The sequence below is a fragment of the Peribacillus sp. SRI_006 genome (assembly GCF_057586375.1).
The window spans coordinates 85,678-98,728 of sequence record NZ_JBYCZT010000015.1 but is presented as its reverse complement, the minus strand read 5'-3'; the positions used below and the strand labels follow the sequence as shown (position 1 = coordinate 98,728).

Sequence of the window (13,051 nt, the reverse complement as noted above, 5' to 3'; positions counted from 1 at the left end):
TTACAAGACTTAGGAATGTTTTGTAAGGGTATATTTATCAGTTATTAAAAGTATCTTTTATATTTAATTCACCATTAAATCCTCTTTTTAACAATGATTGATAATTGTTATTTAATAACTGATATATACAGTTCATTTTTTCTTTCTGCTTATTAACTTCTAGATATACTCTTAAGAAATCTTTCTGGACCTCAAGAGGAGGTAGTCTTAGTTCTAGCTCTTTAATTATTTTTAAATTCAATCCATCCATTATCGCTCCTTTGTTCGCTTGCTTGATTTGAGTTAATAGATTAGGATGAGAATGAATAGAGTAGGATAGATACTCTGGAACTAACTTTTTATTATCAACAGTTATAGTTGCTAAATGCTTAGTAGTGATAGCTAACTGTATATCTTTGGGAACAACTGCACTACGCCCAGTTGTTCCCATAATTGTAATTATAACATCTCCGGGTTTGACAGTATATCTCTTTAACTTTTCATATTTTTTATGTGTAATATACCTTCGTTGTCCCCATTCAAAGACATTATTCACAGCATTATCTATTCCTAGTACTGCTACTTCAGGTTCTTCTATAAATTCGGAGTGTTTTAGATCACTACCAAAAGGTCCGGTTCTCATACTTCCTTTCTCCGGACTAACGAGATCCTTAACCTTAACCATTTGCCAAGCTTCATAACTACTGTTCTTGGGTCCCGCCTTCCAAATAAAAAATGATCTCAAAAATTCGTCCAACTTAACAATGTTCTGTTGTTGTAAGTTAATTAGGGTTTGCGCTTCACCCAAAACTTTAGCAATGCGTTTCTGCTCTTCTATGGATGGAAAAGGAATATTAATTTCAAGTAGAATATCCTTTTGAATGTGAGGTACTGTTGCACCTCTACTACGCTCTCTTAAATAGCTCGATTTTGTTTGTAAAAACATACCTATAAATGGAGTATATACTGGCTGTTTCGGTCTCAACACAGCCAATGTACTTCCAATAACACCATTAAGTCCATAGCCTATAGTTCCAGCATTAGCCCCGTCCCATGCTATTATAATATCCTCCTCTTTAGCGAAAACTGCTGTTGTATCTGGGATACAATATTTTATATTCTTATTATTCCTTAGGTCCCCTATTTGGATAAGACGTTCTATTTTTATGTCATTTTTTTTATTGATTTGTTCAACTTTCTTACCTTTTTTTATTTCAAAAAGTTGACCCACTTTCATTTAAGCATATCCTCCAACGCATCCATTTTTTCGATAATTTCTTGATGTATTTTTCTAATATCAGTTAGAATAACCTTTGGATGTTCATATTGCACTTCCTCGTACTTTACTTCTTTATAACGATTAATACTTAAATCGTAATTATTCTTATGGATTTCTTCCACTGGTATAAAAAAGGATTGTTCAGACCGTTTACGATTCTGCTCCCCGACTAAATTGTGGAAACGTGAGATGATATCAGGAATGTCATTATCATTAATTTTATTTCGTTTATCATCTAGCGAATATCCATCGGATTTCATATCATAAAACCAAACGTCGTTTGTCCCACCTGTAGTTGTCTTTGTAAAGATGAGTATAGCCGTTGATACACCTGCATACGGTTTAAATACACCCGACGGCATTGAAATAACTGCTTCCAGTTTGTGGTTATCAATAATTTCCTTTCGCACTGCTACGTGCGCCCGACTACTACCAAATAAAACCCCATCTGGCACAATAACTGTCGCTCGGCCACCAATTTTTAATAACCTTAGAATCAATGGTAAAAACAACAATTCAGTTTTAGCCTGAGAAATCGTTTTGCCTTCTTGCTTTGACTTGGAAAGAGGTATGATTCTTGTCAAGTCTTCTGCTACGACAGAACCTTCAACAGTCCCTTTAAATGGTGGATTCGCAATAACCATAGTATACTTTTCTTCTTCTATATTTGTCTTAGATAACGAATTTTTAAAATAGATGTTTGGATTATCAATGCCGTGTAGATACATGTTCATTGCACCAATACGTACCATAGTTTCATCGTTATCAAATCCATAAAATAAATCATTCTGATATCTATTCTTAAGGTCAGACCTTTCCATATTTGTAAATATGTCTCCGTAATGCTTAAGAATATATTGTAGAGCAGATATTAAAAAACCTGAAGATCCCGCAGCAGGGTCACAAATACGGTCTTCTAGAGTTGGCTGCAACAATTCTACCATCATATTTCGAATATGCATCGGTGTTCGGAATTGTCCATTTCGACCTGATGTAGAAAGTTTCATTAACAGATACTCATATAGGTCACCTAATGTATCAATATGAAGTATACTTTCTGCTGAACCTTTCCGATCTGTATGTGTATGCAGCATTTCAAGAGCTCCAATAAGCAAGTCTATTTCATGAATTATCCTACTAAGAGCAGACGGCTCTTGAATAGCAAGTGCGGCATTTTTTAGGTAGCGGCTAAACCCAACTTCCTTTTGGTCTCTTGTTTTATCCTCACCAAGTGTTTTAATAAATGGAAAGACCTCGTCGCGTATCAATCTATGCATTTCTACGGTATTAGATATTTCTTTAAGGTAAGACCATCGATATTTATGCTGTTGTTCTGTTACAAAAATCGGCTTTTCAATTGGTACTTTTTCCCCTGTAACAAGCTCCATTTCTTGTACGAATGCCTCTTTCTTGATATGAAGTTCATCCAAACCTCGAATGAATAGTAAATATGTAATCTGCTCAATCGCTGTGAGCGGATTATTCACACCATTTGAATAAAAAATATTCCATAAGTGGTCGATCTGATTTTTAATTGCTCCTGCTGTTACCACTATTACACCTCCGACTAAATAAAAAGCTCCATTTACTGAAAAAACTTTATTTAAAATGAAATCTCAATACGTATCGTATCATATCAGTAAATAAGGTTTCCATTCTTTTTCTCGCTTTACCCGTTGTGTAGCGATCCTCAAATTTTACTCTTACTTATAAAAATATCAAATTCCATGTACTTCATTTAGCAATTAAAGATGTTCCTCAAGTGATCACCTTAAAAATTTCAATTGTATTTATGTTAAATGTTCGATCGTATGTTCAGGCTGGGACACGATATAAAAATAACGTCAGTGGCATCTTGAAGATTATAAAAGGTAAAAGACTCTTTCCGTTACCTTTTATATATAGAAGAAACTCGTCAAAAATAATATGATTTTACTGTTTGTGATTGAAAATAAATTAGTGTTTCTAGGAAGCTGTATTATAAAATAATTTAGAAATGTGTTTGGAAAATAAATTTATTTTTGACTGAGGGTTAATTAATTTCAATTCCTAGTATCTTTCAACACCAGTGTGCTTTTCTCCAGTAATTATTTAAAATGTAAACCTCACTTAAAAATTAGAATAATGCTTATTGTATTTCAAAGCTCAGCATAGATTTGCTGAATATCCCCTTCCTTATACTTTTCCAATGTTATAAAACAGACTTTGGTAAAGATTAAATAGCTTAAAGACACACTTATGTTTGACAACATCTACAACGGCATCCTGCGCCTGCTTGGAACCCTTTAACGGGATTCTGGTACAAATATGACCTGTTAGAAACGTTTTTACCTAGCATAGAACAGACTAACTTCTTTAATAAGCGATGATCTTGCTCCACTATGTTATTTAAGTACTTCTGTTGTCTAAGTAGCAAACCACCAGGTATGCTTTTCTCTTTTTTCAACTCTTCAATTGCTATAGGATAAGCCGGATTATTATCGATCGTCATTACACGAGGTTTAGTAACATGGAAAGACCCGCAAAGCCTTCTTGTTTTACTGAGATAAAAATCAATAGTTTGTCCTTTGGAATCCACTGCATAATACAGATACATCCATTAACCTTTTACTTTGATATACGTTTCATCGCCTCTCCCGGAGTCATTTGTTGGCTTAAGATGACGCCGTACCCATTCATCTAATTCCGGTACATATTGATGATAAACTCAACGCATAACCGTTTTGTGAGGAGACATCCATAAGCCGTGTTCTTCCATCTTCTCCACTAAATTAATTACGAAAACTCAAGTTGTACCGCAGATATCATATAGCTGTTAACAAAATCATATCAGGCTGATATATAATGTTTCCACTTGAACAAATTTTGATCTATCACGTACCTTAATTAAGATAAATAGTAATAGTATTTCTGATGTAGAGATTAATTACTATTAATGAGGTTTTTGCACCAGAACCAAAAAATCTTATATTTATTTTATAATCGACAATAATTTTTTCTCAACCCATTTACTGATACTTAACCCTTCTTGTTCAGCTAAATCTGAAATTTTTCCTAACAATTCGATAGGTAATTCAAAACTAGTTTTTCTATTTGGACTACGTAATATCAAAGTATCTTCTTCATGATGCATTTCTCCATTGATTAAATACGGTAAGATATCAGCAATACCAAACACCTTAGATTTTAACGGCTTTTCCCCTGCCCTGACATAGAGTAAAACTGTGTCATTTTGTTCCCTAAGTCGAATGTTTTCCACTCCCCAAATTTCATATAGATAATCAATGAAGGGATAAAATACTACTTCGTTTTTCGGTACCTGAAGCTCCACATAACCTTTATAATCCAAAGGAGGTTGGTGAATCGAGTATGAGGACTTTAAGGTATAATTTTTCATCCCTTCTTCATACGTCAACCACTTTTGGATATTGGGTAGGTAAAAACCAAATACATTATCTTCATTACGAACCACACGTGCCTCTGGTATTCTAGTCGAATGAAATCTTTGATACAAAGCAATGTCATTTTTCGAATCATAATATTCATATTTTTTTGGTCGTTGTGTTTCAGATGGTTTGAGCGATTTTTCTGCTTCCTGATAGGCAGTTTCCGAAATTACATACGTGATTCTTTCATCCCCATAAGGGACAGCCTCAGCATTTATTGAACCATCTTGTATATACTTATAAACACTTTGTACTGATAATCCCAATTTCTTTGCAATCTCATTGGGACTCATACCTGTAGGGAAAGATTTCCTTTCATACACTAATCGATCCACTTCCGCTTTTTCATAACGTGCCTCTTTATGTAATCGATGTGGGTCCAGAATTTTAATGATTTTCTTCTGTTTTCCATAATGATAGACCGTTGCCTTGGATACTCCGAGTAAATCAGCTACTTCTTTTTGTGTATACCATTCCACTTTATCCTCCTCCCATCCTTCTTGATGATCCGTACCTGTTATGGGAACATCCCGTTGATTCCCATTTGTCAATTCCTCATGATACAAGACTGCCTCCGCCTGGCCAAATTTTACACGATATTGGAGACGTGGGTGTTCGATCACTTCCAAAATCACGCCTTCTTTTTTTTCAAATTGTTTAAAGTAGTAAAAGCTCTCTGGGTCTTCTTCTTCCGTACACGTTGGGAGAACATAAACCGTTTCCCCCATTTCATAGGATGTAGTTTGTGTGTTTCTTTCATGGTTTAGTTTATTCATTATTTGTCTATTCACCCTTTATCTTTTATTGCTATATGTCTATATATCTCAGGATTAATTATTTATTCGTATATCAATTATAATATATAGTTTTGATTTAAATAAGTATAATTATAAATCCCTCTTATATAATCATTATATATTTAATGTTTTAATCCTATAATATTATTATAATTATTTAATCTAATTATATACTAATTATTATAGACCTAAATAAAGATAGAATTTATTTAGGTCTTTCATAATTAATTATCTCTTCTCATTTGTTATAATGTAAGTAGGATTCATTAAATGGGATGTATTAAATATAGACTTTATCTTATAAATAGTTGATTTATAAAAGTGAGGGACACAGGTATGCATGAACTGATCGGAAAAACGAAAGAGATTCAGAGCCGTGCATGGAAAAAGCGACTTTCAGACATTTCGATCCATACGTTACAGCAACGATTAGATACGACAGAAAAGAATGGACATCATCCTTTTTCAGATTTTAGCGATATAGACATGTTACAGTGGTTTCTTCAACGACGAGAACATTTAAATCGGGAACATGATAAGTCTAGCCGCACCGTACATGCCTATGAGCGAGAACTAATTCAATTTATTGAACAATTACTTACTTATTCAGCGGAAATCCATGTAGACTTTAAAAAAGTTGTGGACGGTTCCCTCTTTAAATCTCTATCTCCCCGCCACATTCGAAGGTATCAGGAATGGTTATCAGAAAAAAGCCCCTATGTCTTAAAAAAAGGAGCGTATTCCGTTGCCACATTATCCAGAAAGACAACCATCATTAAGACTTTTTTGAAATTCCTGTTCGAATCAAGATATATCACGGAGCCCATTCATGAAGGTTTCTTTAAGGTCAATATCCGAAAGGATGATCGGCCGAACCGTGATTTGGGACCGAAGGAAGTCATTCAGCTACTTGATTACTTCAGGGAAATCAACCACCCCATCATTTTTTCGATTATTCATATTCTAACCATGACAGGCATGCGTAATGAAGAGTTTACAAGACTCCGAGTCAAGGATCTTCAATATGATTCCATTACCAGCTCGTATTTTTTAGAGGTCCTAGGTAAAGGAAATAAAAAAAGGCAAATCCCATTGAAAGAAAAAGGAATGAATAGTATTCGCATGTTCCGTTCAGCTAGAGGAATCGACGATATAGACGCAGCAGAAGGAGACGACCCGCTCTTTACGACCAATACCGGCCGTGCCTACTCTCCCTCCTATTTGTCTCAATACATCACAAAAGCCATTAAGGAGAGTGGATTGCCTTTTTTGAAGTTTCGTTCCTCTTCCATTGGTCCTCATACCTTCAGGCATGCTTTTGCCATCATTTCTCACTTAAATGGAGTGGATGTCTATCAGATTATGAAGAGTCTGGGCCATGAGCAGCTCTCCACTACAGAGATTTATTTGGAGAAGGTTTTTGAAAAAGAACGACATGCGATTCATTTGTGGAAATCAGATGTGTTTGGGGAGTATATATAATAGAAGAAACTCGTCATATTTAGAGAAGTTTTTGCTGAATTTAGGACTCCAATTGACTTAAAAGGATCCATTTAAATAAAAGATATTTCTACTACACCTTGCAAGTAGTTTATTCAAACGTTTATACAGACTTCCAGGTTTAATAATATTAAAAAATATTAGGAAAAGTGTATAACGCGTTATATAACTTTCTATGACCAAAAGAGATAATGTCTAAAGTTGTTAAATCTAAATTAGGTATTTCTTTTATAAAGAATCAAAAGGAGGAACAAGTCATCCAGATGACTTGTTCCTCCTTTTTTAGAATAATCACTTATTGTATTCCAATGCCCAGCATGAATTTAATGCATATTTCCATCTTTAACAATGTTAGAAAAAAACAACCTTCGTAAGGCTCAATGAATCTCGAACCCTTTTATAAAGCCTTTATGTTCTCTTGAATGATTCTTGCGATAGCTTTAAAATCATACTTATGGTTGACTACATCTACAACAAAATCCTGTTCTTCTTCTATTCCCATTATCCATTGATAATGATTAATCTTAAGAAACATAATAAGGGAAGCGAGTGCTGTCCTCTTGTTTGCGCTGTGGAATGCATGATTTTTTGAAATGGATTCGAATAATGCTGCAGCCTTTTCATGAATAGATGGGTAAGCATCATTCTCGAAAACAGTTTGTCTGGGTCTGTTCACAGCAGAATCAAGGAGACCAGGATCTTTTACTCCGATTTGTTCAGTAGGAGAATAAACTTTTATTTGAATGGCATTGATAGCAATAATTTGATTCGTGGAAAGATAGATAATATCCAATGTCATATTATCTATCCACCAATCCTTTGAATGCTTCGTCATGTTCTTTAATAACTTCTGATAACATTTCCATAAATTCTGCATCTACACCTTTAGGTAATTTTACATTTTTATTTTTCCTTAAAATGATTTCTTCACCCTTAAACTCAACCTCTAATTCGTCTCCAAAAGCTAAATTAGCCGTTTTTAACATTTCAACTGGAAACGTAATACCCAAGCTATTGCCAACTTTGGTTAATTTCCTAATAGCCATTAATCTTTCCTCCTTCAAAAAGTTATAATTGTTATTACTATTATAACATTAGTCATTATTGTTTATACTACTTTTATCTTAAATTTGTTAGCCTTCGATCATTCGAACATCCATTTTTTTACTCCATTCTTATTTTTTGCTCTTATTCTATAAAAAACGTTCGTAAAAGTGTACTTTTACGAACGGGCGATATAGCTTTCTTAAACAACATTCATTTCTCCTCAATCAGCTACCACTAGTACATCTAAATACCTCGTCTCGCGAAGAAGACGTTCAACTATGGAGCCTTCTTTTATTTCTTGCCACCTCGACCTAGCTGAATGTCCTATAATTACTTGTGTTGCTTTTTTATGTTTTAATTGTCCCGTTATTTCTTTTACTACTAAACGCCGATGTGTAGCATAATATATTTCAAATATACCTCCTAATCGTTCCGTTAGAACCATGACTCTTTTCAATATGACTTCCTCTTCATTAGACAAGTTTTGATGGTCTTTTACATAAACAACAAACCATTGAGCCTTCAAACGATAAGCTATTCGAAATCCCCTTCGTATTAAACGTTCTGAATCTTGACGTAAATTTACACAAACAAAAATGACTTCCTCTTTTCGCCAAGGTCCTCTTACGCCATTTTTCCGTTCAAATGATTCCAACCGATCATCTACATCGTCTGCTAACTCACGTAAGACTTATTTTTTAAATGATCAAATATTAAGAGTGTGTAAATTCATTGTTAGAATTTAAAATTAAACATTTCTAAATATTATACTTCAATATAGATAATCGATATTGGACTAGGATATGGAAGTTAGAAAGAAAGTTTATGAACTTTTCAAAGAAATTAAAGAATAGGAGGAATAATGTAGTGGATCAAAACAAAACGAATAGAAGTTTTAAGTCGCTAATTGAAATACTATTTGTTTCAACAAGGCTTGGTTTAACATCGTTTGGTGGACCAATAGCACATTTAGGTTACTTTCATAATGAGTATGTTAGACGAAGAAAATGGGTGGATGAAAAAAGCTATGCTGATTTAGTTGCTTTGTGTCAATTCTTGCCTGGTCCAGCTAGCAGTCAGGTTGGAATTGGAATAGGAGTTATGCGGGGAGGTTTCATCGGTGGAATTTTAGCTTTCCTTGGTTTTACAATGCCTTCGGTGATAGCCTTAGTAATATTAGCATTATTTCTCCAAGGAATGGATGTTTCAAATGCAGGCTGGATACACGGATTAAAAATAGTAGCCGTAGCCATAGTTGCACACGCCATTTTGGGGATGTCAAAAAATTTAACTCCAGATATAAAGAGAAAAACAATTGCATTAATAGCCTTGGTTGGGACCTTGATGTGGCAGACTGCCTATGTGCAAGTAGGTATTATTATACTGGCCGCATTGATTGGTTTTCTAACTTCCAATTTTACGGGAAGTTACTTCATCAAATTGGATTGCTCTGTTTGATAGCTTTTATCGGTCTGGTTCTTTAGTGTTTGGTGGTGGACACGTAGTCTTGCCTTTGCTTGAACGTGAATTTGTCCCTACTGGATGGCTAGACAAAGAGACATTTCTTGCTGGATATGGTGCAACACAAGCTGTACCAGGACCATTATTTACGTTTGCAGCATATATAGGTGCCGTGATAAATGGATGGCAAGGTGGCTTATTAGCAACAATTGCTATTTTCTTACCTGCATTTCTTCTTATTTTAGGGACATTGCCATTTTGGGACATATTACGCCGTAATTCTAAAGTAAAAGGGGCATTAATGGGAGTAAATGCAGCAGTTGTAGGCATCTTGATTGCGGCATTTTATAATCCCATTTGGACCAGCTCCATCTTAGCACCTATAGACTTTGCTTTTGCTGCGATCTTATTCAGTATGCTTGTGTACTGGAAATTGCCGCCTTGGGTTATAGTAATAACCGGAGCTATTGGTGGCTCACTTATGACGTTAATATGAATCGAGGTATGTTATTAATTTATCGTTCCTCCTTTTATTGACACATTTTTATCTTAATCATTCTATATTTCTTGTTGAACTAAACTGCCCCGTTAGTTCTATAAGATAAATGTAGAGTTGACACAAATTTTGCAATAAGTTAGAGGGATGAAATAAAAAAGACCTTATTCAGGTCCCGAAGATTGCGATCGATTTAAGAATTCTCTAATTTCATCAATAGATATACCTAACTCTCGGGCATATAATATCAATTCTGCCCATTCCTTATCTAAGCCTTTTTCGATAAATAAAGAATTTGACATGTTCACTCTCCTGATTTTAGATGTTCCAATCTCCCGATAGGATTTACCTGAAATTATTGCCTGATATTAACATTACATATCTTCCCTCTTCTATTTCTTTAAAACCACGTTTAAACATACAATAAAAATATTAAGTGATAAATAATAATATAATAACTCAAGAAAAATAAGATAAATTATAGTAATTAATAATTAACGAAGGTAGTCTCTAACTTAAAATATAGAGTGAACTTTTTTGAAACAAATAGGGTTCATATTTATTCTATATTTCAATCTACATTAAACTACTTAAACCGACATCATTAAACACAATATATTTAGCTTTCCTATTTTACATAATACTGATTAGTAACATAACAGTTAAAAATCACCGATTAAAATAATAATTTATTTTGATATGAATAGACGGTTCTGTAGATTTCAATTAAGTGGTTTATTTTTGAAGATCATAGCTTTCATTGTTGTAGCTTTTTCCTATGCAACTAAAGGGGATTTACTTCAATAACAGGGTTGCTGCGGCATCCTTCCTTATTGAAGTAAAGCACACGTTAGTGATTAAGTTCTGTCTTTTCAATTTACGTTTTCTATTATTAAAACCTTGGTGATTTAGAGTTTTAATAAAAGCTTTACCTTGTGAACACTCCAAAGAGCTAAGGTTACCGTTATAGCTGAAATAATGTATTGTAGGAAGATTTCCATTTCTTGACCACTTGTTGAGTAAGGATCTGGTGTATATATTAATGTTAGAATAATTCCCTGAATTAAATCAGCCATTCCTATTGAAATGAGTACAACGATAAAAATCCCAACATTTTTTTTCATCTTTCTTCCTCCTTTTTACAATACTTACGGAATATACATACAGAAAGTTTCGAAGTTTAATTTTTTATATTTTATTTCATCCCTTTTATAATGTCAGTTAATTAAACTAACCTGCCCCTTTAGTGCCATAAGAAAAAGCTGCCTTAAAGACAGCTCCGATTTTCAGCTAACGCACCCGTTAGTTGAAGAACATTCTATTCACTTGTTAATATTAACTTTCGTGTTTTGGCATCATATATTTTATAACCAATTTCAAACATATGATCTTTTGTAACTGTCACCTCACAATGATAAGGGACTGAACTTCCATAAGCATCAAGTGCAGGAATATCATTGAAAGTAAACATTTCACCTGTATCGAACATTTTAAAGTCAGCTACAGAAGAACGACCTGCTGAATCTATTTCGATAACACATTTCCCGTTGACGACATCATATACCTTTAGCACAACATATTTTAGGCTTGGGACAGTAATCGCTAAAATTAATACACCCATTAAAAAAATTCCAAAGCTTTTACCTACTTTTAATAATGGATAGGCTTTATCATGATACATAGCAACAAAAGCAAATAATGCGACTATTACTAACAAAGTTCCAAGTATGGGCATAAAATAATAAGTAAACATTTTTTCACTTCCGATAACAATTGAATGGAATCTCTTATAATTCTTGTTTCAACTATAAATTTTCACTTGCTTTCATATACGTTTCCCGAACCAATGATGTTTCAATTCATTTGTTGCCAAATTAACCCACAAAAAAGTAAATCCTTATTTAACTAAACTGCCCCTATAGTTGCAAAAGAAAAGGAGCTGCTGATCAGCTCCTGATAATGAAGTAAAGCACCCGTTAGCTTAATAACTTAAAAGAATATAACAGGCTTTTATTTACCTACATATTCAATATTAATCCCATTCACCTTTTTATCCATTTCGTAAGTTTCAGAAGATTTATCATAGATAACTTTTAGGTTCTTTTCATTAAGCCATTCAAATGAAAAATCTTTATCTGACCTAAATGTATTTCCTGATTCATTTTAAAAATCATCATCTTGATTTAAAATCGATAATTGGGGTGAAAATCCCGTTGTCGCACCACAACTTCTTTCGAAAATGTAAGCCAAATTCCCACCACTGGGAGAAGGGATTTTTTGTTTAATATCATTTCCACACATATCCTCAAATAAAAAGTCCAAAAGATATTTACCAGCCATAAATACAAATAATATTATGATTAGCGTCATTAAAATAGTTTTAAATCTTTTTGTCATTAGAACCACCCAAAATTCAAGTAATAGAAATTAGCTTTTAATGTTTTTATTATGTTTCTGCCCCTTTAGTTGCATAACAAAAAGGTTGCTTCAGCAACCTCCCTTATTGAAGTAAAGCATCCGTTTGTTCGATCACAAAAAATATATAACCCACAATAGAGATAAAATGCTTAGTGAAAATGTCAAACCTAGCCCAATTAGTTCCTTTTTTGTTGCCTTTTCTAGTAAATACCGTTCAATTAATATTAAAAACAGCCCAATGATTATGAGGATATAAGCCATTGACCGATAATCATTGTAAACACCGTAATACAAGGTCGAAACAAAGTGGATAATTCCTGCTGTTATCCATAAGAGTAACGCTGGAATAAACAAGGGCTTTATTCTGTTTTTTAATATTTTCATTGTCATATCACTTCTCCATAAAGACATCTTACCAAAAATCATCCTTTATACCTCAAGAAAAATTTTCCTTATCTTATTGAACTAACCTGCCCCTTTAGTTCATTAAGAAAAGGAGCTGCTAATCAGCTCCTTGTATTGAAGTAACGCATTGTTATTTATCGCTTTCTCCTCCAAAACGGAACCCGTTAACATATTATACATATTAAATATGTACGCTCCTTTTATTTTCATACACTAAAGCGTT

At 33.7% G+C, this 13,051-nt stretch carries 11 protein-coding genes and 2 pseudogenes; 2 read left to right on the top strand and 11 right to left on the bottom strand.

What is annotated here, in order from left to right; translation table 11 throughout:
* Positions 1–37: 37 nt before the first annotated feature.
* The 4 genes and pseudogenes from AC2YHV_RS21175 to AC2YHV_RS21160 all read right to left on the bottom strand — a co-directional run bounded on the left by AC2YHV_RS21175 (position 38) and on the right by AC2YHV_RS21160 (position 5,480).
* On the bottom strand, positions 38–1,216 hold the full coding sequence (locus AC2YHV_RS21175) for a restriction endonuclease subunit S (protein ID WP_487374049.1): 1,179 nt from the start codon (positions 1,214–1,216) through the stop codon (positions 38–40).
* Positions 1,213–2,811: a class I SAM-dependent DNA methyltransferase gene (locus tag AC2YHV_RS21170; protein ID WP_487374048.1), complete on the bottom strand. Its 1,599-nt coding sequence runs from the start codon at positions 2,809–2,811 to the stop codon at positions 1,213–1,215. Before AC2YHV_RS21170 ends, AC2YHV_RS21175 begins: the two co-directional genes overlap by 4 nt.
* Positions 2,812–3,587: 776 nt before the next feature.
* Positions 3,588–4,135 (bottom strand): annotated as a pseudogene (locus tag AC2YHV_RS21165) (IS6 family transposase); the annotation flags it as partial.
* Between the two features lie 94 nt (positions 4,136–4,229).
* Entirely contained in the window at positions 4,230–5,480 is a 1,251-nt protein-coding gene (locus AC2YHV_RS21160) for a helix-turn-helix domain-containing protein (RefSeq protein ID WP_487374047.1), read from the bottom strand.
* A gap of 357 nt (positions 5,481–5,837) precedes the next feature.
* On the opposite strand from AC2YHV_RS21160, the gene AC2YHV_RS21155 reads away from it, so the two are divergent.
* Positions 5,838–6,983 (top strand): tyrosine-type recombinase/integrase, encoded by a 1,146-nt coding sequence (locus tag AC2YHV_RS21155; protein ID WP_487374046.1) that lies wholly within the window; start codon positions 5,838–5,840, stop codon positions 6,981–6,983.
* 415 nt (positions 6,984–7,398) lie between these two features.
* Here AC2YHV_RS21155 and AC2YHV_RS21150 read toward each other — a convergent pair whose 3' ends face one another.
* The 3 genes from AC2YHV_RS21150 to AC2YHV_RS21140 all read right to left on the bottom strand — a co-directional run bounded on the left by AC2YHV_RS21150 (position 7,399) and on the right by AC2YHV_RS21140 (position 8,703).
* A complete protein-coding gene (locus AC2YHV_RS21150; RefSeq protein WP_487374045.1) occupies positions 7,399–7,800 on the bottom strand; it encodes a type II toxin-antitoxin system death-on-curing family toxin in 402 nt (133 codons plus the stop codon).
* Position 7,801: 1 nt separating this feature from the next.
* Positions 7,802–8,047, bottom strand: a complete 246-nt coding sequence (locus tag AC2YHV_RS21145; protein ID WP_379111196.1) for an AbrB/MazE/SpoVT family DNA-binding domain-containing protein — start codon at positions 8,045–8,047, stop codon at positions 7,802–7,804.
* A 221-nt stretch (positions 8,048–8,268) separates the two neighbouring features.
* Positions 8,269–8,703, bottom strand: a complete 435-nt coding sequence (locus AC2YHV_RS21140; RefSeq protein ID WP_487374044.1) for a hypothetical protein — start codon at positions 8,701–8,703, stop codon at positions 8,269–8,271.
* Between the two features lie 170 nt (positions 8,704–8,873).
* On the opposite strand from AC2YHV_RS21140, the pseudogene AC2YHV_RS21135 reads away from it, so the two are divergent.
* Positions 8,874–10,005 (top strand): annotated as a pseudogene (locus AC2YHV_RS21135) (chromate transporter).
* A 164-nt stretch (positions 10,006–10,169) separates the two neighbouring features.
* On the opposite strand, the gene AC2YHV_RS21130 reads toward AC2YHV_RS21135, so the two are convergent.
* The 4 genes from AC2YHV_RS21130 to AC2YHV_RS21115 form a co-directional block, all read right to left on the bottom strand.
* The gene (locus AC2YHV_RS21130) at positions 10,170–10,307 is read right to left on the bottom strand and encodes an anti-repressor SinI family protein (RefSeq protein ID WP_144477654.1); all 138 of its coding nucleotides are present in this window, start codon (positions 10,305–10,307) and stop codon (positions 10,170–10,172) included.
* Between the two features lie 606 nt (positions 10,308–10,913).
* Positions 10,914–11,129: a hypothetical protein gene (locus AC2YHV_RS21125; protein ID WP_487374043.1), complete on the bottom strand. Its 216-nt coding sequence runs from the start codon at positions 11,127–11,129 to the stop codon at positions 10,914–10,916.
* 194 nt (positions 11,130–11,323) lie between these two features.
* Entirely contained in the window at positions 11,324–11,758 is a 435-nt protein-coding gene (locus tag AC2YHV_RS21120) for a hypothetical protein (RefSeq protein WP_487374042.1), read from the bottom strand.
* Between the two features lie 410 nt (positions 11,759–12,168).
* Positions 12,169–12,402 carry a hypothetical protein gene (locus AC2YHV_RS21115; RefSeq protein WP_487374041.1) on the bottom strand — a complete coding sequence of 78 codons (234 nt, stop codon included), beginning with the start codon at positions 12,400–12,402 and terminating at the stop codon, positions 12,169–12,171.
* Positions 12,403–13,051 lie beyond the last annotated feature (649 nt).